This window comes from Halomonas sp. LES1, assembly GCF_031846005.1.
Taxonomy (GTDB): domain Bacteria; phylum Pseudomonadota; class Gammaproteobacteria; order Pseudomonadales; family Halomonadaceae; genus Halomonas.
The window spans coordinates 144,444-167,733 of record NZ_JAVRGC010000003.1 but is presented as its reverse complement, the minus strand read 5'-3'; the positions used below and the strand labels follow the sequence as shown (position 1 = coordinate 167,733).

Genomic DNA, 23,290 nt, shown 5'->3' with positions numbered 1-23,290 from the left:
CCTTGGTGCACCTTGCTTACGGTGTCCCTTCCGCCGGGGCCTGTCCCCAGGGGCTTCTCGCTACCGCTTGCCGCCTTTTCTGCGCCCGGCGGGCTTCTTCTTGCGCGGCATCGGCTTGGGGGTTTCCGGGGGGACGCGATAGTGAAGGTAGAGGTCCAGCACCAGTTCCGGCAGCTGGCGGACGAGCCCCTCTAGCCGGGCGGTATCGGTCGTGAACTCGGCCATGTCCGGCTCATCATCGAACAGCCCCGAGAGCGCCATAAAGGGCAGCAACAGGGTGGCGGCGGCCTCCTCGTCCTCCTCGAACCAGCCAGGCTCATCGAGGAATACCCCCTCCATGAAGCCGGCACACCAGTCGCCGATGGGAGTCTCCTCCGGCGGGATATCGTCCAGAGTCAGCTCGAAGGGCAGCTCCGGCAGCAGACCCTGCTCCAGGGCGGCGATGGCGTTATGACGCAATTGCTCCAATAGCCCGAGGATCGTCTCGCGCTCGCCGTCGTCGGTGAAGGATGGCTCCCCCTGAAACAGCTCCGCCACCCAGGTCGCCGGCGGCACTTCTCGAGGGCTGACGGCCAGGGCGACCAGAAAGCCATGGGTACCGATCAGGTCCAGGGCATCCTCGGAAACACGCTCCGAGGCCAGGAAGTCGTCGAGACGGTCGAGCTGGTCATCGTCGAGCAGGGGTTCGGGCAGTGGGGTGTCGGACATCGTGGCTCTCTCACGCTGATTCACGGGCTTAGGCAGGTGCCAGGGGCTTTACGCTCCGGGGACAAGGCGCCATTCTATCACTCATGACGCATGCCGCCTTGCCCCACCCCGACCCCGAAACCTTGGCCTCCCTAGCTGGGCCTGATCTCGCGTGCGCCCTGAGGGAGCGGGTCGAGGAGGCCTATTCGCTGTGCCGCGAGGTCCACCCCGATTTGCCCAGGCCCCGGGTGTGGCTCGATCTGCGCGGCAGGAGTGCGGGCCAGGCGCACTTCGGTCGCGGTGGGCTTCGCTTCAACCCGGTGCTGTATGCCGAGAATCGTGTCGAGTTTCTGGTCGAGGTGGTACCCCACGAGATGGCCCACTGGCTGGTTCATCACCTGAAGGATGGTCGACGGGCACGGCCTCACGGCCGGGAGTGGCAGATGGTGATGCGTCGCCTCTTCGGTCTCGAACCGCGCACCACCCATCGCTTCGATACCGGACGGTCGAGCCCCGCCCCCTATCGCTATGCCTGTGCTTGTCGCGAGCATCGCTTCACGCCTCGGCGTCACGCCCTGGTACGTGGCGGACGGGTATATCGCTGCTGCCACTGTGCTCAGACGTTGGTCTATCTTTCGAGTGATTCGCCCGAATTGTTTGCTTAAGTTAGTGTAATTAAAGGAGTTTTTATTTCTACCAAGGTCTAAATGGAAGGCCGTGCCGAGACCTATATGCTGAAAGTGGTTTTCATGGAGCCGGCACGCCCAACTCGCATTCGATTGGAAACGGTTTGCCCGACTCTCTCCCTGATCAAGAGGTCTTTTGTATGACGGAGCTGCACAAGAACACCTACCCGGTTCCCGAGGCGCTGGCGAAGAAAGCCTGGATCGACAAGGCGAAATATGAGGCGCTCTATCGCCAGTCGATCGAGGATCCCGAGGGCTACTGGGCGGAGCAGGCCAAGCGCCTCGACTGGATCAAGGCGCCGACCAAGATCAAGCACTCCTCTCTGGATCCCAAGAACGTCGATATTCGCTGGTTCGAGGACGGGACCCTCAATGCCAGCGCCAACTGTCTCGATCGCCATCTGGAAACCCGAGGGGATCAGACCGCCATCATCTGGGAGGGTGACGATCCCAACGAATCCCAGCACATCACCTATCGTGAACTGCATGCCAGAACCTGCCAGCTGGCCAATGCCCTCAAGGCGCTCGGCATCGGCAAGGGGGATGTGGTCACGCTCTACATGCCGATGATCCCCGAGGCAGCCGTGGCCATGCTGGCCTGTGCCCGCATCGGGGCGGTGCACTCGGTGGTGTTCGGCGGCTTCTCTCCGGATGCCGTGGCCCAGCGTGTGATCGGGGCGCAGTCCAAGCTGATCATCACCGCCGATGAGTCCGTGCGAGGCGGCAAGCAGGTGCCGCTCAAGGACAATGTCGATGCGGCCCTGACCCGTCAGGGCGCCGAGGTTTGCGAGAAGGTGCTGGTGGTCAAGCGCACCGGGGGCGACATCGACTGGCACGAGGGACGCGATCTCTGGTATCACGAGCAGGTCGACGGCCAGCCCACCGAGTGTGCCGCCGAGGAGATGGGAGCCGAGGATCCGCTGTTCATCCTCTATACCTCCGGCTCCACCGGTGCCCCCAAGGGCATGAAGCACACCACCGGCGGCTACCTGACCTTTGTTTCCCTGACCCACCAGTATGTCTTCGACTATCACGACGGCGATATCTACTGGTGCACCGCCGATGTGGGCTGGGTCACCGGGCACAGTTATATCGTCTACGGGCCGCTTGCCAATGGTGGCACCACCCTGATGTTCGAGGGGGTGCCCAACTATCCGACACCCGGCCGGATGGGGGAGATCGTCGACAAGCACCAGGTCAATATCCTCTATACCGCCCCCACCGCGATTCGTGCCCTGCGCGCCCATGGCGATGATGTCATGGCCTCGAGCACTCGGGAGAGCCTGCGTCTGCTCGGCTCGGTGGGTGAGCCCATCAACCCCGAGGCATGGGAGTGGTACTACCGCGTGATCGGGAACTCCAGGTGTCCGGTCGTCGATACCTGGTGGCAGACCGAAAATGGCGGCATCCTGATCGCGCCGCTGCCCGGAGCCACCGCCCTCAAGCCCGGCTCCGCCACGCTTCCGCTATTCGGTGTACGGCCGGGGATCGTCGATAACGATGGCAACCTGCTGGAGGGCGCGGCCGAGGGCAACCTGGTGATTCTCGACTCCTGGCCGGGCATCGCGCGCTCCATCTGGGGGGATCACGAGCGCTTTACCCAGACCTACTTCTCCACCTACCCGGGAATGTACTTCACCGGGGATGGCTGCCGTCGCGACGAGGATGGCTACTACTGGATCACCGGTCGTGTCGATGATGTGCTCAACGTCTCCGGTCACCGCATGGGGACCGCCGAGATCGAATCGGCGCTGGTGGCCCATGATGCCGTCGCCGAAGCGGCGGTGGTCGGCTTCCCCCACGATATCAAGGGGCAGGGGATCTATATCTACGTGACCCTCACCGAGGGGCACGAGCCCAGCGAAGCGCTGCAGAAGGAGCTCGTCAAGTGGATCCGCACCGAGATCGGCCCCATCGCGTCTCCCGACGTCATTCAGTGGGCCGCCGATCTGCCCAAGACCCGCTCAGGCAAGATCATGCGGCGTATCCTGCGCAAGATCGCGGCCAACGAGACCGATGGCCTGGGTGACACCAGCACCCTGGCGGATCCGAGTGTTGTCGATGAGCTGATCGAGCATCGCGCCAACCGCTGAGGCGGTGAGACCCGGCTGATGCCGTATGATCCACCGAGCCGGCCCCGAGGGGCCGGCTTCTTTTCGTGCCGGGGAAGAGTTGTCGACAATAATCGTATGGTGCTTGGGGAACCCCGCTACCATGGGGTAACATGCGTTGAAACGCAGATGAGCCCGAGTGGCGGTCCTTGACCCGCTGCCAGAGGAACCGGAGGAGAATCCATGGCCTTTGCCCAGAAATTCATCGTTGCCGATGACCATCCGCTGTTCCGTGCAGCCCTGACCCAGGCACTGCGGCAGCTGGCGCCCCAGGCCGAGATCGTCGAGTCCGATACCATGGAGGCAACGGCCGAGGTGGTGACCCGCCACCCCGACGCCGACCTGATCCTGCTCGACCTGCATATGCCGGGGGCCCACGGCTTCTCGGGGCTTATCCAGCTGCGTGGCCAGACCCCGGATATCCCGGTGGCGGTGGTCTCGGGCAGTGATGAGCCTCATGTGGTTCGTCGCGCTATCGACTACGGCGCCTCGGGATTCATCCCCAAGTCCTCCTCGCTTCAGCTGATTGCCGAGGCGGTAGGCGAGATTCTCGACGGAGAAGTGTGGCTGCCGGCGGAGCTGGCCGATGTCATTGGCGATGCCGACGAGGAGGAGACCCGCTTCGCCGAGGCCATCGCCTCGCTGACGCCCCAGCAGTTCCGGGTGCTCAATATGCTGACCGAGGGGCTGCTCAACAAGCAGATCGCCTACGAGCTCAATGTCTCAGAGGCGACCATCAAGGCGCACGTCACCGCCATTCTGCGCAAGCTCGGTGTGCACTCCCGCACCCAGGCGGTGATCGCCGCCCAGAAGCTCGAGGTCGAGCCGCCCAAGGTCCACTCCTGAGCCGGCTCAGGAGCTGTAAGCCTTAAGCTGTAAGCTATAAGAATAAAGCCCCACGGATCATACGATCGTGGGGCTTTGCTATTCATGTCATGACCTCATGCTGTGTTGCTTACGGCTTACGGCTTACGGCTTACGGCTTACGGCTTACGGCTTACGGCTTACGGCTTACGGCTTACGGCTTACGGCTTACGGCTTACGGCTTACGGCTTACGGCTTCCAGCTAACCGCCAGGCGCGCGGCTGGCCTGCAGGGTACGGGTGAGCAGGGCGCGCAGGGCGGCGGGTCGTACCGGCTTGAGCAGCAGCTGGTAGCCGGTGCGTCTGACCTCCTCGGCCACCTCCTCGGTGCGATCGGCGGTGATCACGATGCCGGGCACCGCTCCCTCGAGCCGCTCGCCGAGGGCCTCCAGGGCCATCAGCCCGGTGACTTCGTTGTCCAGATGATAGTCGGCGAGAATCGCGTCCGGGTCGCCGTCGAGATGGCGGAGCACCGACTTGGCACCGCCGATGCTGGTGGCCGTGAATACCTCACAGCCCCAGCCGGTGAGCATCGCCTTCATGCCTTCGAGAATCAGGGTCTCATTGTCGATGCAGAGTATTCGCGTGCCGGCCAGCTTGTTGCCGGCACGGCGCGGTGGCGTCGGCTCCTCGCCCTGCTGGGCCGGCGTCTGGGCGGCGACCAGCGGCACGCTGACCGCGAACATGGTGCCGTACCCCTCCCGGGAGCGCACCGTGATGGGGTGGTCGAGCACCCGGCTCATGCGGTCGGCGATGGATAGCCCCAGGCCGAGCCCCTTTTCGCTCTCCTTGTGACGCGAGGCCTGGTCGAGGCGGCGGAACTCCTGGAAGATTTCGGCCTGCTTGGAGGCGGGAATGCCGGGGCCGGAGTCCCACACCTGGAGGGAGAGTCGGCCGGCATGCCGTCGACAGCCCAGCAGCACCCGACCCTCCTGGGTGTAACGAATGGCGTTGGAGAGGAAGTTCTGCACGATACGGCGCAGCATCTGAGGGTCGCTGTCGACCCAGGCGGCGGTCGGCACCACCATCAGGTCGAGGCCACGATTCTCGGCCATCACCTCGAACTCGGCACGCAGCGGCCGGATGATATCGGCCAGGGCGAAGTGGCTGCGTCTTGGGGTGAGGGCGCCGGCATCCAGCTTGGAGATATCGAGCAGGGTGCCGAGCAGCTCTTCGGCGGCCTGCAGCGAGCCATCGATATGGCCGATGGTGCGCTTCATGTCCGTGGCGTCCATCTCCTGGGCGAGGGCCGAGGTGAACAGGCGAGCGGCGTTGAGTGGCTGCAGCAGGTCGTGGCTGGCGGCGGCCAGGAAGCGTGTCTTGGAGGCGTTGGCATCCTCGGCCACCTGCTTGGCCTGGCGCAGGGCCTGCTCCGCCTCGGCGCGTACCCGGTTCTCCTGGCGCAGTGCCGCGTTGGCCTCGGAGAGGGCCTGGGTGCGCTCGCGAACGCGCTCCTCCAGGGTCTCGTTGGTCTCCTTCAGGGCGATCTCCGCCAGGCGCCGCTCGGTGATGTCCTGATAGAGGGCGAAGAACCCGAGGATCGCACTGCTGTCGCCGAAGTGGGGGGTGTAGGTCACCAGCATGTAGCGCCGCCCCTCGGGTAGCCTGAACGAGACCTCGAAGCTGACCCGCTCGCCGGCCAGGGCGAGCTCGATCCACTGTTTCCGTTCCTGACTCATCTCGGGCGAGATGACCTCGTGGATTCGCTTGCCGATCACCGCGTTGCGATCGATACCGAAGGCCTGTTCGTAGGCGCGGTTGGTGAAGAGGTAGCGGCACTCCTTGTCGAAGTAGGCGATCAGCGCGGGCACGTTATCCGTATAGATGCGGATATTGTTCTCCGAGCGGATCAGCGCCTCCTCGATGCGCTTCTGCTGGGTGATGTCCTGATAGGTGTAGACGAAGCCGCCGCCCGGCATGGGGTTGCCCTGCACCTCCAGGACGCTGCCATCCTGGCGATAGCGGACGTAGCGGTGGGGTTGTCCCTGGCGGATATTGTCGAGCAGCAACTGGACATGCTCTTCGGGATCGCCGGGGCCGTACTCACCGTTATGGGCGTTGTAGCGGAAGATCTTGTCGATCGGCGCGCCTACCCGGATCAGGTGGTCGGGGAAGCGGAACAGCTCAAGATAGCGCTGATTCCATACCACCAGGCGCAGGTTCTGGTCGACCACGCTGATGCCCTGGTTGATGTTCTCGATGGTGGCCTGGAGCAGGGCGCGGTTGAACTCCAGCACCTGGGAGGCCTCGTCGACGATGGAGATGACATCGGAGATCCCGATGCCGCGCCCCTGCAGCGCCGAGTTGACCACGATGCGTGCCGAGGAGGCGCCGAGCACCGAGGCCAGGAAGCGCTCGGTGAACTGGATGACGTCGATGGAGGCGCGGGTGCCGTCCTCCAGCGGCTTGCCGCTGCGCCGGGCATAGTCGTCGAAGGCTCGGCTGACCTGGCTGGCGCCCAGGAAGCGTTCGCACAGCACCTTGAGATCGCCCACGGTGGTGGCGCCGGTCCAGGGCCGGTTCACCGAAGTCTGGCGGGTCTCGACGCTGTCGACGAACAGCGAGGCCTGGATGCGCTCCACCACCCGCTGGGAGGTGACCTGGGAGACGAAGATGTAGCAGAACAGGTTGACCCCCAGCGAGAGCATCACGCCGTGGGTGAAGCCGTCGCCGACATTGAGGCCGAACAGCGAGGTGGGGGAGAGCCAGGCGACGCCGAAGGGGCCGCCGGTCAGCCAGTCGGCGGGCAGTACGTTGGCACCGATCATGGCCGGCATCAGCAGGCTGTAGGCCCAGATGGCAAAGCCCGCGTTCATGCCGACGATCACGCCGAGACGGTTGCCCCGTTTCCAGTAGAGCCCGCCGATCAGCGCCGGGGCGAACTGGGCCGCGGCGGCAAAGGAGAGCATGCCGATGGAGGCGAGCGAGGCGAATTCGCCAATCAGATGATAGAACCCGTAGGCCATGGCCAGTACGGCAGCGATGGTGATGCGACGCGCGCGCAGCACCAGGCGTCCGTAGTCGCGGGCCTTGGTATCGAACCAGCGTAGCCGGAACAGCGCCGGAATCACGATCTCGTTGGAGATCATGATCGAGACCGCCACGGCGGCCACGATCACCATGCCGGTCGCCGCCGAGAAGCCACCGATAAAGGTCAGCAGCGTCAGCCAGGCGCTGTCGGCTGCCATGGGGAGCGCCAGCACGAAGTTGTCGGGCGCCACCTGGCTGTCGGCGAACAGGGTCAGGCTGGCGGCCGCCAGTGGCACCACGAAGAAGGCGAAGGCCAGCAGGTAGAGCGGAAAAAGCCAGCGTGCCGTGCGGGCGTCATCGCGATGGGTGTTCTCCACCACCGCCACGTGGAACTGGCGTGGCAGGCAGAGGATCGCCAGCATCGCCAGCAGGGTCTGGGCCCAGAAGCTCTGGCCGAAGTCCTGCTGAGCCAGCTGCTGCTGGAGCTCCAGCTGGCTCTCGGCGCGTACCAGCAGATCCCCCAGCCCGTCGAACATCCCCCAGGTGACGTAGGCCCCCAGCACGAGGAAGGCGACCAGCTTGATCAGTGACTCGAAGGCCACGGCATGGATCATCCCCTCGTGGTGCTCGGTGGCATCGGTATGACGGGTGCCGAAGAGGATGGCGAAGGCCGCCATCACCAGCGCCACATAGAAGGCGGTGTCGGCGAAGAGGGGCGCCCGCGTGATGTCGCTGTCGACGGTCAGCAGGCTGAAGGAGGTGGACACGGCCTTCAGCTGCAGGGCGATATAGGGCAGGGTGCCGATCAGGGCCACCAGGCTGGCGAAGGCCGCCAGCGACTGGGTCTTGCCGTAGCGTGAAGCGATGAAGTCGGCGATGGAGGTGACGTTCTGGTGCTTGGCGACGCGGATCATCTTGGCCAGCACCGGCCAGAACAGCAGGAAGGTCAGGATCGGCCCGACGAAGATGCTGGCGAAGGACCAGCCGCCATTGGCGGCCTGGCCCACCGCGCCATGGAAGGTCCAGGAGGTGCAGTAGATGGCCAGCGCCAGGGAGTAGATGATCGGCCGTCGCTGGCTGGCGCCGTGGCGTCGGGCATGGCGGTCACCACGCCAGGCGATGCCGAACAGTATGGCGATGTAGAGCAGCGATGCGGCGACCAGCAGCCAGCCTGAGAACATGGACTTCCTCCCTCGGTGTCGCCGCCCATTCTAGGGCAATGGCGCGCCCGAGGGCAGGCTCATGGCCTGTCAGGTCTCGGTGCAGACCGCGCGGTAGAGCGGCGCCTCCGATGTCAGCCGACGCATGGCGTCCAGTCTCGGCCGGCGCTCCTCCCCCTCCAGTGGCAGGGTCTCGCGGGTGGCGCAGTTCATCAGCCAGGTCTGATGGCTGACGTTGTCCTGAAGCTGCTTATCGAAGCGGTAGAGCAGGAACTCGACCTGCTTCTCGCCCGCCTGCTCACGGGTCGTCATGCCCTGCTTATCGACCACGCTGAAGGCGGTCGTCATCGGGAAGAGATAGGTCCAGGGGCGCCAGAACATGGCGTCCTCCTCTACCTGGACGATACGGGCGGTCTCCGGCAGCAGCGAGCGCTTGTGCTCGTACCAGCTGTACTCGACGTTGATCTGGTAGCCGAGCATCCCCAGGCCGCCCAGGACCGGGATGATCCAGCGCGGCAGTCGCTTGCCACTGAGCGTGCGCAGCAGAAGCCCGATGCCCGCCGCACCGAGGCCGGCAAAGATCGCCGCAATCAGGTGCCAAATCATGATTCACCCCTGTAAGACATCTTGTAAATAAATCGGTGGCAAAGCGATCGGGCTTCCCTGAGGAAGCCCGATCGGTAGGAAGTTGCCTGGCCCGGCGAACCGGGCCAGGGGGCCATTATGACCCAGAATGGCCCGGGGATCAGTGGCCGGTCGCCACGCCAGCGCCCTTGGGATAGCGGACGCTCTCCACCAGGTCCTGGATCTCCTGCGGGGGCTCCTCGGTGGCACTGGAAACCAGGTAGGCCACCGTGAAGTTGCAGATCGCCCCCAGCGCGCCGAAGGAGAGCGGCGAGATGCCCAGGATCCAGTTATCCGGCGTGTTGGGCAGCATGTTGGTGCCGGGAATGAAGAACCAGCCCAGGTAGGTGAAGATATAGAGCAGGGTAGCGACCAGACCGGTCAGCATGCCGGCGACCGCGCCCTTGTTGTTCACCCGCTTGGAGAAGATCCCCATCATCAGCGCCGGGAACAGCGAGGCACCGGCGATGCCGAAGGCCAGGGCCACCGTCTGGGCGGCGAAGCCCGGCGGATTGAGGCCCAGGTAGGTCGCCAGCAGGATGGCGCCGGCCATGGAGATCCGCGCCGCCAGCATCTCGCCCTTCTCGGTGATGTTGGGGTTGATCATGTTGCGGATCAGGTCATGGCTGATCGCCGAGGAGATGGCCAGCAACAGACCGGCGGCGGTGGAGAGTGCCGCGGCGATACCGCCGGCCGCGATCAGGCCGATGACCCAGGGTGGCAGGTTGGCGATCTCGGGATTGGCGAGTACCAGGATATCGTTGTTGACGGTCAGCTCGCTGCCTTCCCAGCCATGGGATTCGGCGACCTCGGTGTACTCGGGATTGTTGTCGTTATAGAGCTGGATGCGACCATCATCGTTCTTGTCCTCGAAGGTGATCAGACCGGTCTCTTCCCAGGTGCGGATCCAGCCCGGGCGCTCCTCGTAGAGGATTGGGTTGTTCAGCTCGTCGGTATAGTCTTCCACCTCACCGGCCATCTCGGGGTAGACGGTGGTCATCAGATTGAGCCGCGCCATGGAGCCAACGGCCGGTGCGGTGAGATAGAGCAGGGCGATGAAGACCAGGGCCCAGCCGGCAGACCAGCGGGCGTCGGCCACCTTGGGCACGGTGAAGAAGCGGATGATGACGTGGGGCAGGCCCGCGGTACCCACCATCAGCGACAGGGTGAACAGCACCATGTTGAGCTTGTTGTCCACATCGGCGGTGTAATCGCGGAAGCCCAGGGCGTTGACCACACTGTCCAGCTTGGCCAGCAGCGGCACACCGGACTCGGTGTGGGTGCTGAACATGCCGAACATGGGGATCGGGTTGCCGGTCAGCTGCAGGGCGATGAATACCGCGGGGATGGTGTAGGCGACAATCAGCACGATGTACTGGGCCACCTGGGTATAGGTAATGCCCTTCATGCCGCCGAATACCGCGTAGAGGAACACGATAAAGGCCGCGATCCAGATGCCCCAGGTGTTGGAGACCTCGAGGAAGCGCGAGAAGGCCACGCCGGCGCCGGTCATCTGGCCGATGACGTAGGTCACCGAGGCGACGATCAGGCAGACGACGGCAACCAGGCGAGCGGTATTGCTGTAGAAACGCTCACCGATGAAGTCGGGCACCGTGAACTTGCCGAACTTGCGCAAGTAAGGAGCCAGCAGCATGGCCAGGATGACATAGCCGCCGGTCCAGCCCATCAGGAAGGTCGAGTTGGCGTAGCCCCCGGAGGCCAGCAGGCCGGCCATGGAGATGAACGACGCGGCGGACATCCAGTCGGCGGCGGTGGCCATGCCGTTGGTGACCGGGTGGACGCCCCCGCCCGCCACATAGAAGTCCTTGGTCGAGCCGGCACGGGCCCAGATTGCTATGCCGATGTAGAGGGCGAATGACGCCCCTACAAATAGCAGGTTGATGGCAAATTGGCTCATTCTTGGTTACTCCCCGAGGCCGAATTTCTTGTCGAGCTTGTTCATGCGCCAGGCGTAGAAGAAGATCAGGCAAATGAAGGTCAGGATCGACCCTTGTTGGGCGAACCAGAAGCCAAGATCGGTCCCGCCGACCGGGATGGGGATGCCGGCGAGCAGAGGCCGGAACAGGATGGCGCAGCCGTAGGAGACAAAGGCCCAGACGGCCAGGCAGCCAACGATCAGGCGTACGTTGGCCTTCCAGTACTCGGTAGTGTCGACTCTCTCTTCTGCCATGTCGTGTTCTCCACTTGTTGTTGAGATAGGGAACTTGTGCAGTCGTTGATGGTGAAATCATCAGGACAATCGCATGTCTCCGGGCGGGAAGACGCCATGGTGGCGTGCGATTGCCCTGCATGATGCAGATGAATAGTGGTCAATGAGTGCAAGAAATGAATCCCAGACTTTCGTATCATGAGAATAAAGCGATTCAGTGTTGTTGGTAAAAAATATTTAAAATCAATGATTTGTTATATATTGTTCTGTGGAATGCCAGGAGAAAAGTCGGCTGGTTAACACCATGGTATATCTCGTTCATCTTGGACCTTTGTCTAGTAATAAGGCGTCGGATAGGACCATGGTCTAAGCGGCCCTGGATCGATACGTTCGTCTAGCTTATCGGCGAGGCATGGTCGTTGTTATGCTCCACAGGAGCACCGATGTGTCGTCGGCTTTGTCGCCTGCCGATCACGCCTGCGGAAATCAATAACAATGCCTTCGCCGAAGGCGTCCCCCTGAGACCGACGAGCCACTTCGGTGCCGGGGCGCTCCTTCAAGCGGGGGTGATCCGTGAGGTCCAGCCATGATCGATCTCGATCTTTCTCAGCCACCGTTCACGCTGCTCGACGGGCCCGGTCGCGAGCGGGTGCGCCAGGGCGTCGATCTGGCCTACTTCGATCGTGACGAGATCATCCTCGAGGCTGGTCAGCCCGGCGAGTATGTCTTTCTGATTCACAAGGGCGAGGTGGCGGAGATCGATGCCACCCAGCCGGCAGCCAGGGAGCGCATCGGGCATTACACCCAGGGGGACCTGTTCGGGGCGATCAGCATTCTCAACGGCAAGAGTCGCTATCGCTTTCGTGCCGAGCAGGAGAGCCTCTGCTACCTGATGCCCAGGGCACTTTTCCTGGAGCTGTGCGACGCCTATCTCCCCTTTGCCGAGTTCTTCCGCCAGAGCCTGGCCCACAAGGCCCGCCTGCTGACCGAGCAGCGCGCCGAGGGCGGAGTGACCATGGCCGGTTTCATGCTGGCGATGGTGAAGGAGTGCATGCGTGAGCCCCTGGTGGTGCCGGCTGCCACCACCATCGCCGAGGCGGTGGTCACCATCAACGAGCGGCGTGCCGACTCGCTGCTGGTGAAGCGCAGTGGTTGTCACGGCATGATCACCAAGACCGACCTGCTCAATGCCCTGGTGGTAGACGAACGTGGCCGAGACACTCCGCTCGAGGAGCTGGGGCATGCCGAGCTGATCACCGTGACACCGGAAAAGTACCTCTTCGAGGCGCTGGTGATCATGACCCGCCACAAGGTGGAGCGGGTCGTGGTGATGGACCAGCACCAACCGGTGGGGGTGGTGGAGCTGACCGATGTGCTCAGTTACTTCTCCAGTCGCAGCTACGTGGTCAGCCTGCAGGTCGAACAGGCCGACAGCCTCGAAGCTCTCGCCGCCGCCAGCCGCCGCACTCCCGAGCTGGTCAGTGCGCTGATGGCCCAGGGGGTCAAGCTGCGCTTCTCCATGGGCCTGCTGGCGGCCCTCAACGGCCGGATCATCAACAAGGCCTGGGGGTTTCTGATCGACGAGCGTTACCATGCCGATAGCTGCCTGATGGTGATGGGCAGCGAAGGGCGTGGTGAGCAGATCCTCAAGACCGATCAGGACAACGGCCTGATCCTGGCCGATGATCTCGAGTGGCCCGACTGCGCCGAGCGGATGCAGTGCCTGACCGAGACCCTGGTGGAGCTGGGTTATCCACTCTGCCCGGGCAATATCATGGTCTCCAACCCGGAGTGGGTGGGCACGGTCACCCAGTGGAAGCGGCGCATGGCGCGCTGGGTCGAGGCCCGGGATGGCGACAGCCTGATGAAGCTGGCGATCATGCTCGACTCCCACGCGGTGGCGGGCAACCCGGCGCTGCTCGACCGGGTGCGTGACGACCTCTTTGCCCAGTGCAGCGGAAACGATCTGCTGCTCTCCTACTTCGCCCGCACCATTCTGCGCTTCTCCACACCGCTGACCCTGTTTGGCTCACTCAAGCGACCTCAGCACGGCATCGATATCAAGAAGGGGGGGATCTTTCCCATCGTGCATGGCGTGCGGGTGATGGCACTGGAGCGGGGCATACGGCCTACCTCGACTCTGGAGCGTCTGGAGGCCCTGGCTGCCGATGGCCGGCTGGAGCCACGCTTCGCCGAGGACCTGGCCGAGGCGCTGGCGCTGTTCACCGAGCTGCGCCTCAAGCAGCAGCTGGCAAGGCGTGAGGACGAGGAGGGGGGCGAGCCGCACAGCCCTGATCGTGTGGTGGTGCAGGAGCTCTCGTCGCTGGAGCGCGACCTGCTGCGCGAGGCGCTGCATATCGTCAAGGACTTCAAGCAGCGCCTCTCCCACCGCTTTCATCTGGAATACTCATGAATCGACGGAACGACAACGACACAAGGAGCCCGTCATGCTCAAGATGCTGAGACGCGTCGCGGATCAGCGGCGCCATGCCAACGGCGAGTACGCCTGGCTGTTTCGCCCCTATACCGGTGACGAGATGGTGGTGATCGACACCGAGACCACCGGCCTGGATACCCGCAGCGCCGAGCTGGTGTCGATCGCCGCGGTGCGGGTGCGTGGTGATCATATCCTCACCAGTGACTCTTTGGATCTGCGCCTTCGCCGCCCCGACTCGCTGACCGGTGATTCCATCCGCATCCATGGCCTGCGTGGCATGGACCTCGACAATGGCGAGAGCATCGACAGCGCCCTGGCGCGGCTGCTCGACTTCGTCGGCAATCGCCCACTCGTGGGCTGGCATCTGGGCTTTGACCTGGCGATTCTCAACCGTGAGCTGCGTCCGCGTTTCGGCTTCGAGCTACCCAACGCCACCGTGGATGTGGCCCAGCTGTGGCGGCGCCGACTGCGGCGTCGGCACCCGGAAATCGATAACCTGCCACGCTTCGAGAGTGCCGCCGAGCGCCTGGGAGTGCCGGTCATGGGGCGCAATACCGCCCTGGGGGATGCGGTGACCACCGCGCTGATGTTCCTGCGCCTGGAGCGTACTGTCGCCGCCGGGAGTTAGCCGGCACGAGTGGTAGGGCTATCGCAGATGACAGTACCACTCAAGGCTATTCCGGTGACAGGCCGTCGAGGGGGCGCTACGAGTACTTCCTTGTAGGCTACCTCGGCCATCCCTGGTCCTCGGACCCCCTTTCCGACCTGTCCCCGGCGCCTTTCACTATCACCCTGTTGGTAGCTGCGATAGCCCTGGCGCGAGTGGCGTCTGGCGTCGCCTGGCGCGGTCGCCGGTGGTAGGATGGGCGCCTTTCATTTTTGCCCGCACTGGCAGCGCCAAGACCTATGCAAGACGCCGTGACCTTCGACCCCCGCGAACGCGATAGCGCGCCCTTCACCCACTCCGGGCCAGCCACGCCCCAGCCCGGTACTCAGGAGAAGCGTGAATTCAACAAGCTGCAGAAGCGGCTGCGGCGCCAGGTGGGCAATGCCATCATCGACTATGGCATGATTCATGAGGGAGATCGGGTGATGGTGTGCCTGTCCGGCGGCAAGGACAGCTACACCCTGCTCGAGATCCTGCGCAATCTGCAGCGCAACGCCCCGGTCGACTTCTCGCTGGTGGCGGTGAATCTCGACCAGAAGCAGCCCGGCTTTCCCGAGCATGTGCTGCCCGAGTACCTGCAGGGTATCGGGGTCGACTATCATATCCTCGAGCGCGACACCTACTCGGTGGTCAAGGAGAAGACCCCGGAAGGCAAGACCACCTGTGCGCTCTGCTCGCGACTGCGCCGCGGCTCCCTGTATGGGTTCGCCGAGGAGATCGGTGCCAACAAGATCGCCCTGGGCCACCACCGCGAGGATATCCTCGAGACCCTGTTCCTCAACATGTTCTTCGGCGGCAGCCTCAAGTCGATGCCGCCGAAGTTGCTGTCCGACGATGGCCGAAACATGGTGATTCGACCGCTGGCCTATTGCCGGGAGGCGGACATTGCCGAGTTTGCTCGGCAGATGGCGTTTCCGATCATCCCCTGCAATCTGTGTGGCTCTCAGCCCAACCTGCAGCGTCAGGTGGTCAAGGAGATGCTGGCGGAGTGGGAGGCGAAGCACCCCGGGCGGCTGGAGAGCATGTTCAAGGCGGTGACCAACGTGGCGCCTTCACAGCTGGCCGATCGTGAGCTGTTTGACTTCGCCGGGCTGGAGGAGAAGCAGGCCAGGATGCAGGCCAGCCGGATCGATATCCAGCAAGAGCTCTAAGTTTGAAGAGCGGCGCTTCACGCCTGGAAGCTGGAAGAAAAACCTTGACCCCAGAATTATCGGGTCCATGCCAGCTTCCAGCTTTAGTGCGCGCCCTCCTCCTCGGCCAGGTGGGTGAGCGCCGGCAGATCGAGGATATTCACCTCGCGCCCCGAGACGGCGACCAGGCCCTGGGTCTGGAAGCGGCCGAGGATACGGCTTACCGTCTCCACCGCCAGGCCCAGATAGTTGCCGATATCGGCCCGCGCCATGGAGAGGCGGAAGCTGTAGGGCGAATAGCCGCGGCGGCGGAAACGTTCGGAGAGGCTGGTGAAGAAGCTGGCCAGGCGCTGGTCGGCGGTCTTGCGCGAGAGCAGGCGCATCATGCGGCGGTCATCGCGCAGCTCCTTGCTCATGCTGCGGTAGAGTTGTCCGCGCAGCTCCGGCATCGACTCCGCGAGGTGGTCCAGGCGGTCGAAGGGAATCTCGCAGACGGTGGTGGTCTCCAGGGCCACCACGGTACCGGGGTAGCATTGTTCGTCGATGCCGTCGAGGCCCACCAGCTCGCTGGGCAGATAGAAGTTGGTCAGCTGGTCTTCGCCACTGCCCTCGGTGGTGACCTGCTTGAGGCTGCCGGAGCGAACCGCGAAGACGCTGGAGAAGGGAGTGTCCTGGCGGAATAGCGCCTCGCCCTTCTTGAGTGGTGCGCGACGCCGGATGATGGCGTCGAACTGGTCCATGTCGTCCACCTCGAGTGCCAGAGGCAGGCAGAGCGAGCTGAGACTGCATGTCTGACAGCGCGTCTCCTGTAGTACGGATCGCCGCCGACCGGTGAGAGTACCCGCCATGGCCCTTCCCTTCTTGATCGTGTTCATGGCCCCATTATGGAGCAAAGTGCAGGCGGGGCAAACTATGCGGGGCTCGGCGGCTAGGGGAGGGCGAGGGCCTCGAGGATGTAGGGCAGCCGCCAGTGTCCCTCGGCGGTCAGCGATACCCCCTCAGTCGTCATCTCGATCACTCCCTCCGCGTGAAGCCTCTCGAGGTGTGGGCTCGGCGGCAGGCCTGCAGGGTCGATGCCACGGCCACACAGCAGGGTCTCGCGGTGGCGTCGTTCATCGGCCGTCAGCCGGGTGCCGCGTGCGGTTGGCAGGCGGCTGTTATCGAGTGCCGATTCGTATGCCGCCAGCGTATCGGCGTTGCGAACCCAGAGGTCGCCGATACGGCTGATGGCATTCACGCCGAGTCCCAGCAGGTCACCCGCTTGCCCCCGGGTAAAGCCAAGCGGGCCATGGCCCAGGGCGCCGCTGGCCCGGGCCTGTGCCAGGGGGTCGTTGCGACGCGTGTAGAGGCCCAGACCGATATGGACATAGCCGGCGGCGTCGAGCCGGACGCGAGCCTCGGCCAGCAGTTGTTGGCGGGTCGCCGCGTCGGGTAACCAGCCATGGTGGATGGCACGCTGGGCAGGGTGGTGTGCCGGGCGATGCCGATAGCGGTAGAGGCGGATGCGTGCCGGGACCATGCCGATGACCTGCTCGAGGGTGTCGACGAGGCCTTGGGGTGTCTGGAAGGGGAGCCCCAGCATCAGCGACATCGTCAACTCCCGGAAGCCCAGGCGGTCGGCTTCGTCGACCAGCGACTCGGTCAGGGCCCTCGGCTGTACGCGGTTGATGGCCTGCTGGACGCGTGGATCCAGCTCCTGCACACCCAGGTTCAGGCGGTTGAAGCCCAGCGCCTGCAGATGTCGCAGGGTCAGCATATCGGCCTCTCGTGGGTCGAGGTCGATGCTGAAGTCCCGCTCTCGGTCGCCGGAGAGGCCGAGGCGTGCGTCCAGGCGATCGAAGAGGTCGCTCATCTGCTCCAGCGTGAGAAAGGCCGGGGGGGTGCCGCCCCAGTGCAGTCGAGATACCGGCGGCAGGCCGTCGAGCCGGCGCCGGACCAGTACCATTTCGCGGTCGAGACGTGTCAGGTAGGAATCGGCCTGGCGACTGCTGCGAACGGAAACGCACTGGCTGGCGCAGAAGCGGCAGGCATGACGGCAGAAGGGCAGGCGTACCTGGATCGCCAGGGGGGCCTCGGCCGGGCGCGCAGAGAGGGCCACTTCCAGGGCCTGGACGCCGATGTCGTCGCGATAGTGGTGCGGGGCGGGGTAGGCGACCTCCGCGGCCGTTACCAGGTCGCCCGCGCCGGGCAGCGGCTCTCGAGCAGGACTCGAGGCTCCGGCGGGGACGGTGTGCTTGGCGGGAACGGGCATGGGGCGACTCCGCTGATGGCTCTATCCCCATGCTAGGGGGTGGGGCCGAGAGCGGCGTTGAGCTGCGTCAATCCCGTGTGGAATAGTGCTCAGCCGGTATGGGTGGCGCCTCCCCCGGGAACCAGCAGCCATAGCTGCCAGAGCGCGAAGGCGATGATGGAGAGTGCGGCAAGGGTGCGGGTGCCCCGGTGGCGGATCAATCGGCTCAGCTGACGCGCGGCGAAGCCGGTGGCCAGCAGGGCCGGGAGTGTGCCTAGCCCGAAGGCGCCCATCAGCAAGGCGCCGCGCAGCGGGTCAGCCATGGCCAGGCTCCAGGTCAGCATGGAGTAGACCAGCCCACAGGGCAGCCAGCCCCATACCGCCCCCAGCGCCACTGCCTGGGGGAGTTTGACCACCGGCATCAGCCGGCGCCCCAGTGGCTCGAGATATCGCCACAGGCGCCTGCCCAGGGCCTCGATCCCGAGCAACCCCTTCCACCAGTCGGCGATATAGAGCGCCATCAGGATCAGCATCAGGGCGGCGAGCCCCTGCAGGATGAAGCGCGCGGGGGCGGTCAGCGAGAGCAGGGTGCCGAGAGATGCCGCCAGGAGGCCGGCGATCATGTAGCTGGTGATGCGGCCCAGGTTGTAGCCCAGCAGCAGGCCCGAGAGGCGCGTCGGGGAACGCATGCTGGGTGGCACCGCGAAGGAGAGTGCGCTCATGATGCCGCCGCACATGCCGATGCAGTGGGCACCGCCGAGCAGGCCGAAGACGAAGGCGGCGGCGAAAGGCGGCAGGTCCAGCCCGGTCGGGTCCATCAGCGCGTCTCGTCCGATGGGTCGGAGGTCGACGATGGGGTGTCGTCATCCTTGCCGCCGCTCCTGCGCTCCTCCGGGGGACGGTCATTGTCGTCCTCATCGAAGAGAATGCGGTAGGCGGGTCCTTCCAGATCCTCGAACTGGTCGTGCTTCACCGCCCAGAAGAAGGCCCACAAGGCCAGGCCAAGCAGAATCAGGGTCAGTGGTATCAGCAGGTAGAGAATAGTCATACGGTGCGGGGTTCCGAAGGTGTAGCCACCTCCTGTGGCAGCGGGGTGTGGCGAGTCAGGCGCAGAGCGTTGCCGACCACCACCAGCGAGCTTGCCGACATGCCGATGGCCGCAATCCAGGGCGTGACGAAGCCCATCATGGCCAGCGGCAGGGCGCCGATATTATAAACCAGCGCCCATCCGAGGTTCTGCTTGATGATGCGGCGCGTGGCGCGGCTGACGGCGACGGCCTCGACGATACGCATCAGGCGCGGGCCCAGCAACACGGCATCGGCGCGGGTGCGAGCCAGATCCGTGGCGCCGTTCATGGCGATGGCCACATCGGCACCCGCCAGCACCGGTACATCGTTGATGCCGTCGCCGACCATGGCGACGCGCTCACCCGCGGCCTGCAGCTGGCGCAGGCGCGCAAGCTTGCCTTCCGGGCTGACGCCGCCGCGCCACTGCGCGATACCCAGCCGGTCGGCCATGCGGGCGGTGGCGTCGGCGGTATCGCCCGAGAGCAGCTCCACCTTCAATCCCAGCGACCTCAGTGCGGCGATGGTGTCGACGGCATCCTCTCGCAGGCGGTCGCTCAGGCTGAACCAGGCCCGGGGCCGCCCGGCTTCGCTCAGCAACAGCCACTGGCCCTCGCCCGGGGGCGTCAGGGGCTGGTCGGGGGCGGCGAACTCCGGCTTGCCGAGCCGCCACCGACGGTCGTGAAGGGTGCCCTCCAGTCCCAGTCCCGGGCGGTTGACGATCGCCTCGGCGCCCAGGCGGTGATCACGATAGGGGCCGAAGGCCCGCGCGATGGGGTGCTCGGACTGGGTTTCCAGGGCCGCGGCGATGCGGGTCAGCGCCTCCTCGTCATGCTGGCTGCCGCCGAGGCCTTCGCTTTCCCCGGCTAGCCGGACCTCCACAAGGGTCATCTCACCGGCGGTGAGGGTGCCGGTCTTGTCGAAAACCACCCGGTCGAGATTCGACAGCGTCTCCAGGGCGTCGGCGCGGGTGATCAGTACGCCGCGTCGACGCAGCTGGCCATGGGCCGCCGTCAGTGCGGTGGGGGTGGCCAGGGCCAGTGCACAGGGGCAGGTGATCACCAGCACCGAGAGCGTCACCCAGAAGGCGCGCTGAGGATCGACAAACCACCACACGGTGCCGACCACCACGGAGAGAATCAGCACCTGAAGCACGAAGTGGTGGGCGAGGCGGGCGGTGTGCTCCGCGATTTTGGGGCGATGGGCGAAGGCGCGGTCGGTCAGGTCGACGATGCTGGCGGCCCTGGCGTCCTTGCCCGCGCGGGTCACACGGATGGTCAGCGGGCTGGTGATGTTCTGGCTGCCACCGGTCACGCTGTCGCCGAGCGTGCGGCTGACCGGCAGGGTCTCGCCGGTCAGCATGGACTCATCGAGACTGGACTCGCCATCCTCGATGATGCCGTCGGCAGGCACCCCGTGGCCGGGCTTGACCAGTACGCGGTCGCCCTCTTGCAGGTCGCTGGCGGGCACGATGCGCGCCTGGCCGTCATCCTCCAGCCGCGTCGCCGAAAGCGGCAGCACCTGAGCCAGGGCATTGCCGATGCGGCCGCTGTGCCGGCGTGCGCGCATCTCCACATAGCGGCCAAACAGCAGGAAGAAGGTGAACATCACCACCGAGTCGAAGTAGATATCGCCGCCGAAGAGTACCCCCCAGGCGCTGGCGATATAGGCCGAGCCGATGGCCAGCGATACCGGAACATCCATGCCCAGCTGGCGGCTGCGTATATCGCGCAGCGCGCCAGTGAAAAAGGGCTGCGCCGAAAACAGCACCACCGGTGTGGTCAGGGCGAAGGCCAGCCACAGGAAGAGGGCGTTGAAGTCGGCGCTGATCTCCCCCTCGCCGGCGAAGTAGTGGGGGATCGAGAACATCATCACCTGCATCATGCCGGCCGCGGCGACGATCAGGCGTCGGATGCTCATGCGCTCCTCGCGCTGAAGGCGAAGCTGGGCGGCATCCGGCTCATAGGGCTGGGAGGGGTAACCGATGGCCGCCAGTTCGGCCAGGATGCGAGACAGGAGAAGCCGTTCGGGGTCCCAGGTCACGCGCAGCCGGTGATGGCTGAGGTTGACCGCGGTGGCGGTGATACCCGCCAGGGCGTTGAGGCGGTGCTCGATCAGCCAGGCGCAGGCGGCGCAGGTGATGCCATCCACCGCCAGGGTGACATGCACCTGGCCGCTGCCGTCCTGTTCGGAGTGGACGAACTGCTGCTGCAGCCCGGGGTCATCGAAGACCGTCCAGGTATCGGCATCGGCCGCGCCGCGCTCATCGGGTCGCTCCGGCAGCTCGGTGCGGAAGCGGTAGTAGCTGGCCAGCCCGCCGTCGACGATGGCGTGGGCCACCGCCTCGCAGCCGGGGCAGCAGAGCGGGTGGCGGGTGTCATCCAGGGTGATCGACCAGCTGGCGCCGGTGGGTACCGGGTTGCCGCAGTGATAGCAGGTGGTGTCCAGGGTCTCGGCGGTGTCGGTCATGTCGGGGCGCCGGGCTAGAGGCCCGGCTTCAGGGTGACGGGGGCATCGTTCGGGAAGCTGATCTCGCCGGTGAGTCGCCACTCGGCCTGCTCACCTGCCTCGGGCTGCAGCTGCAGGTACCAGCGGTAGCGCAATGGCTCCTCCAGGGTGGTGAGATAGCGACCCTCATGTACATGCTCCAGGGTCAGCTCGCGATCGAAGTCGCTGTCGGTGGGGAAGATCAGTGCCAGGGCAAGGCTCTCCGGGCGACTCTCTCCCACCAGGTCCACCACGACGTCACCGGTGCGGTTATCGAACAGCACCTGGGCCTCGAGCCCCAGCGCCCGGGCATGCTCCTGTTTGGCCAGCTGCTCGTTAATGGCCAGGCCGCGCTTGTAGTAGTCGCCGCCAACCGAGCCATCGTAGTAGCGAATCGAGACGGCCAGGTAGATGAGGCTGAAGGTGATCGATGACATCAGGAGCCCGATCAGAAACCAGGGCCAGAACTGCTTGTACCAGGGCTTGAGGTCTTCGCGCATGTTATCTCCGCAGTTCGCCGAGGAAGCGTGCCTCGCGCTCCAGGCTGATATCGGGGGACCGCTCGGCGGTCAGTCGCAGGGTAATGGCATGGCTGGGCTGTTCGATCACCTCTCCCGGCACGGTGATGGTGACCACCCGCTGGCGTGAGTCACTGGCCGGGACTCGGATGCTCTCGGTATCCAGTGTCAGCCCGGGCAGGCCCGAAGCCTCCAGGCGATAGACGTGGGCCTCGCCATCCATGTTGCGTACCGTGATGGTGTAGCTGTTGCTGATGTTGCCCTGGGCGGTGGTCTGGAACAGCCGGTTGCGGTCGCGCTCCACGTCGAAGGAGAGCGGCGTGCGATCGCTGACGGTCCAGGCGAACAGCCCGATCATCGCCAGCAGGGCGGCGAGATAGCCTATCAGGCGTGGCCGCAGGATATGGGTGGGCTTGCCCTCAAGCGCGTTCTCGGTGGTGTAACGGATCAGACCACGGGGGTAGCCCATCTTGTCCATCACGCTGTCGCAGGCATCGATGCAGGCCGCACAGGAGATGCACTCCACCTGCAGGCCGTCGCGGATGTCGATGCCGGTGGGACAGACCTGCACGCACAGGTCGCAGTCGATGCAGTCGCCATGACCGGCCTCGCGGGCCTGCTCATGGGAGAGGCTCTTCTTGCGATGACCGCGGGGTTCGCCGCGGGCGGCGTCGTAGGAGACGATCAGGGTGTCGCGGTCGAACATCACCGACTGGAAGCGGGCGTAGGGGCACATGTAGATGCACACCTGTTCACGCAGCCAGCCGGCATTGAGGTAGGTAAAGACCAGGAAGAAGCCGACCCAGAAGTAGGACCAGCCGTGGGCCTCCAGGGTCGGCAGCTCGACCACCAGGTCACGGATGGGGGTGAAGTAGCCCACGAAGGTGATGCCGGTGGCCAGGGCAATGATCAGCCAGATGGCGTGCTTGGCTCCCTTGCGCCACAGCTTGTCGGCGTTCATGGGCTGCTTGTCGAGCTTGATGCGACGGTTGCGCGAACCCTCCAGGCGGTGCTCGACCCAGATGAACAGGAAGGTCCAGACGCTCTGGGGGCAGGTGTAGCCACACCAGACGCGGCCGGCAAACACGGTAATGAAGAACAGTCCGAAGGCGCAGATGATCAGCAGCCAGGAGAGCAGCATGAACTCCTGGGGGTAGAAGGTGGCCGAGAAGATATGGAACTCGCGACCGGGCAGATTGAACCAGATGGCGGGGCGGTCGCCCCAGGGCACCCAGGGCAGCAGGAAGAAGGCCAGCATCAGCAACCAGTTGGAGGCGCGGCGCAGGCGCTGGAAGACGCCCTTTATCTCACGCACATAGATATGGCGCCGACTGGCATACATCTCCTGGGTGACCGCTTCCGTGGGCGTATGGTGCTGCACGGATGGCGGTGTGACATCGCGAGTAGGAATCTTGTCGCTCATGGCTGGCTCACGGCAGGAGGGAGGACCCGGGTCGCTTCGGGGCGGGATGGGACTATTGTATC

18 protein-coding genes are annotated in these 23,290 nt (G+C 64.8%); 6 read left to right on the top strand and 12 right to left on the bottom strand.

The window, feature by feature from the left end:
• Positions 1-60 precede the first annotated feature (60 nt).
• On the bottom strand, positions 61-708 hold the full coding sequence (locus tag RM463_RS08095; RefSeq protein WP_195688973.1) for a YecA family protein: 648 nt from the start codon (positions 706-708) through the stop codon (positions 61-63).
• Between the two features lie 83 nt (positions 709-791).
• Between RM463_RS08095 and RM463_RS08090 the strand changes: the two genes are divergently transcribed.
• The 3 genes from RM463_RS08090 to RM463_RS08080 all read left to right on the top strand — a co-directional run bounded on the left by RM463_RS08090 (position 792) and on the right by RM463_RS08080 (position 4,330).
• The gene (locus RM463_RS08090; protein WP_311429705.1) at positions 792-1,352 is read left to right on the top strand and encodes a SprT-like domain-containing protein; all 561 of its coding nucleotides are present in this window, start codon (positions 792-794) and stop codon (positions 1,350-1,352) included.
• A 161-nt stretch (positions 1,353-1,513) separates the two neighbouring features.
• Positions 1,514-3,466, top strand: a complete 1,953-nt coding sequence (gene acs, locus RM463_RS08085; protein ID WP_311429704.1) for an acetate--CoA ligase — start codon at positions 1,514-1,516, stop codon at positions 3,464-3,466.
• A 201-nt stretch (positions 3,467-3,667) separates the two neighbouring features.
• Positions 3,668-4,330 carry a response regulator transcription factor gene (locus tag RM463_RS08080; RefSeq protein WP_132044969.1) on the top strand — a complete coding sequence of 221 codons (663 nt, stop codon included), beginning with the start codon at positions 3,668-3,670 and terminating at the stop codon, positions 4,328-4,330.
• Positions 4,331-4,550: 220 nt separating this feature from the next.
• Here the strand turns inward: RM463_RS08080 and RM463_RS08075 are convergent, their stop codons facing one another.
• From RM463_RS08075 to RM463_RS08060, 4 genes are all read right to left on the bottom strand, one after another.
• On the bottom strand, positions 4,551-8,498 hold the full coding sequence (locus tag RM463_RS08075; RefSeq protein ID WP_311429703.1) for a NahK/ErcS family hybrid sensor histidine kinase/response regulator: 3,948 nt from the start codon (positions 8,496-8,498) through the stop codon (positions 4,551-4,553).
• Between the two features lie 69 nt (positions 8,499-8,567).
• Entirely contained in the window at positions 8,568-9,083 is a 516-nt protein-coding gene (locus RM463_RS08070) for a hypothetical protein (RefSeq protein WP_311429702.1), read from the bottom strand.
• A 139-nt stretch (positions 9,084-9,222) separates the two neighbouring features.
• Positions 9,223-11,019, bottom strand: a complete 1,797-nt coding sequence (locus tag RM463_RS08065; RefSeq protein WP_195688978.1) for a sodium:solute symporter family protein — start codon at positions 11,017-11,019, stop codon at positions 9,223-9,225.
• Between the two features lie 6 nt (positions 11,020-11,025).
• Positions 11,026-11,292 carry a DUF4212 domain-containing protein gene (locus tag RM463_RS08060; RefSeq protein ID WP_311429701.1) on the bottom strand — a complete coding sequence of 89 codons (267 nt, stop codon included), beginning with the start codon at positions 11,290-11,292 and terminating at the stop codon, positions 11,026-11,028.
• Between the two features lie 565 nt (positions 11,293-11,857).
• On the opposite strand from RM463_RS08060, the gene RM463_RS08055 reads away from it, so the two are divergent.
• The 3 genes from RM463_RS08055 to ttcA all read left to right on the top strand — a co-directional run bounded on the left by RM463_RS08055 (position 11,858) and on the right by ttcA (position 15,526).
• Positions 11,858-13,684 (top strand): putative nucleotidyltransferase substrate binding domain-containing protein, encoded by a 1,827-nt coding sequence (locus tag RM463_RS08055; protein WP_311429700.1) that lies wholly within the window; start codon positions 11,858-11,860, stop codon positions 13,682-13,684.
• Positions 13,685-13,718: 34 nt separating this feature from the next.
• On the top strand, positions 13,719-14,336 hold the full coding sequence (locus tag RM463_RS08050; RefSeq protein ID WP_195688980.1) for a 3'-5' exonuclease: 618 nt from the start codon (positions 13,719-13,721) through the stop codon (positions 14,334-14,336).
• 278 nt (positions 14,337-14,614) lie between these two features.
• Entirely contained in the window at positions 14,615-15,526 is a 912-nt protein-coding gene (gene ttcA / locus RM463_RS08045) for a tRNA 2-thiocytidine(32) synthetase TtcA (protein ID WP_311429699.1), read from the top strand.
• Positions 15,527-15,609: 83 nt separating this feature from the next.
• On the opposite strand, the gene fnr is transcribed toward ttcA, so the two are convergent.
• The 7 genes from fnr to ccoG all read right to left on the bottom strand — a co-directional run bounded on the left by fnr (position 15,610) and on the right by ccoG (position 23,228).
• Positions 15,610-16,353, bottom strand: coding sequence for a fumarate/nitrate reduction transcriptional regulator Fnr (fnr, locus tag RM463_RS08040; protein WP_195688982.1), 744 nt, complete (start codon positions 16,351-16,353; stop codon positions 15,610-15,612).
• A gap of 80 nt (positions 16,354-16,433) precedes the next feature.
• Complete coding sequence (locus tag RM463_RS08035) at positions 16,434-17,756, bottom strand: radical SAM protein (protein WP_311429698.1); 1,323 nt, start codon at positions 17,754-17,756, stop codon at positions 16,434-16,436.
• Positions 17,757-17,845: 89 nt separating this feature from the next.
• Complete coding sequence (locus RM463_RS08030; protein ID WP_311429697.1) at positions 17,846-18,553, bottom strand: sulfite exporter TauE/SafE family protein; 708 nt, start codon at positions 18,551-18,553, stop codon at positions 17,846-17,848.
• Complete coding sequence (gene ccoS, locus RM463_RS08025; protein ID WP_311429696.1) at positions 18,553-18,783, bottom strand: cbb3-type cytochrome oxidase assembly protein CcoS; 231 nt, start codon at positions 18,781-18,783, stop codon at positions 18,553-18,555. The genes RM463_RS08030 and ccoS overlap by 1 nt, the downstream gene beginning before the upstream one ends.
• Positions 18,780-21,269, bottom strand: coding sequence for a heavy metal translocating P-type ATPase (locus RM463_RS08020; protein ID WP_311429695.1), 2,490 nt, complete (start codon positions 21,267-21,269; stop codon positions 18,780-18,782). The genes ccoS and RM463_RS08020 overlap by 4 nt, the downstream gene beginning before the upstream one ends.
• A 14-nt stretch (positions 21,270-21,283) precedes the next feature.
• Positions 21,284-21,787: a FixH family protein gene (locus tag RM463_RS08015; RefSeq protein WP_195688987.1), complete on the bottom strand. Its 504-nt coding sequence runs from the start codon at positions 21,785-21,787 to the stop codon at positions 21,284-21,286.
• A gap of 1 nt (position 21,788) precedes the next feature.
• Entirely contained in the window at positions 21,789-23,228 is a 1,440-nt protein-coding gene (gene ccoG / locus RM463_RS08010) for a cytochrome c oxidase accessory protein CcoG (RefSeq protein ID WP_311429694.1), read from the bottom strand.
• Positions 23,229-23,290 lie beyond the last annotated feature (62 nt).

What these genes read in the sequence shown, in the direction of transcription:
- RM463_RS08095 (WP_195688973.1), bottom strand. Translation starts at nt 708, where the DNA reads ATGTCCGACACCCCACTGCCCGAACCCCTGCTCGACGATGACCAGCTC.
- RM463_RS08090 (WP_311429705.1), top strand. Translation starts at nt 792, where the DNA reads ATGACGCATGCCGCCTTGCCCCACCCCGACCCCGAAACCTTGGCCTCC.
- acs (WP_311429704.1), top strand. Translation starts at nt 1,514, where the DNA reads ATGACGGAGCTGCACAAGAACACCTACCCGGTTCCCGAGGCGCTGGCG.
- RM463_RS08080 (WP_132044969.1), top strand. Translation starts at nt 3,668, where the DNA reads ATGGCCTTTGCCCAGAAATTCATCGTTGCCGATGACCATCCGCTGTTC.
- RM463_RS08075 (WP_311429703.1), bottom strand. Translation starts at nt 8,498, where the DNA reads ATGTTCTCAGGCTGGCTGCTGGTCGCCGCATCGCTGCTCTACATCGCC.
- RM463_RS08070 (WP_311429702.1), bottom strand. Translation starts at nt 9,083, where the DNA reads ATGATTTGGCACCTGATTGCGGCGATCTTTGCCGGCCTCGGTGCGGCG.
- RM463_RS08065 (WP_195688978.1), bottom strand. Translation starts at nt 11,019, where the DNA reads ATGAGCCAATTTGCCATCAACCTGCTATTTGTAGGGGCGTCATTCGCC.
- RM463_RS08060 (WP_311429701.1), bottom strand. Translation starts at nt 11,292, where the DNA reads ATGGCAGAAGAGAGAGTCGACACTACCGAGTACTGGAAGGCCAACGTA.
- RM463_RS08055 (WP_311429700.1), top strand. Translation starts at nt 11,858, where the DNA reads ATGATCGATCTCGATCTTTCTCAGCCACCGTTCACGCTGCTCGACGGG.
- RM463_RS08050 (WP_195688980.1), top strand. Translation starts at nt 13,719, where the DNA reads ATGCTCAAGATGCTGAGACGCGTCGCGGATCAGCGGCGCCATGCCAAC.
- ttcA (WP_311429699.1), top strand. Translation starts at nt 14,615, where the DNA reads ATGCAAGACGCCGTGACCTTCGACCCCCGCGAACGCGATAGCGCGCCC.
- fnr (WP_195688982.1), bottom strand. Translation starts at nt 16,353, where the DNA reads ATGGCGGGTACTCTCACCGGTCGGCGGCGATCCGTACTACAGGAGACG.
- RM463_RS08035 (WP_311429698.1), bottom strand. Translation starts at nt 17,756, where the DNA reads ATGCCCGTTCCCGCCAAGCACACCGTCCCCGCCGGAGCCTCGAGTCCT.
- RM463_RS08030 (WP_311429697.1), bottom strand. Translation starts at nt 18,553, where the DNA reads ATGGACCCGACCGGGCTGGACCTGCCGCCTTTCGCCGCCGCCTTCGTC.
- ccoS (WP_311429696.1), bottom strand. Translation starts at nt 18,783, where the DNA reads ATGACTATTCTCTACCTGCTGATACCACTGACCCTGATTCTGCTTGGC.
- RM463_RS08020 (WP_311429695.1), bottom strand. Translation starts at nt 21,269, where the DNA reads ATGACCGACACCGCCGAGACCCTGGACACCACCTGCTATCACTGCGGC.
- RM463_RS08015 (WP_195688987.1), bottom strand. Translation starts at nt 21,787, where the DNA reads ATGCGCGAAGACCTCAAGCCCTGGTACAAGCAGTTCTGGCCCTGGTTT.
- ccoG (WP_311429694.1), bottom strand. Translation starts at nt 23,228, where the DNA reads ATGAGCGACAAGATTCCTACTCGCGATGTCACACCGCCATCCGTGCAG.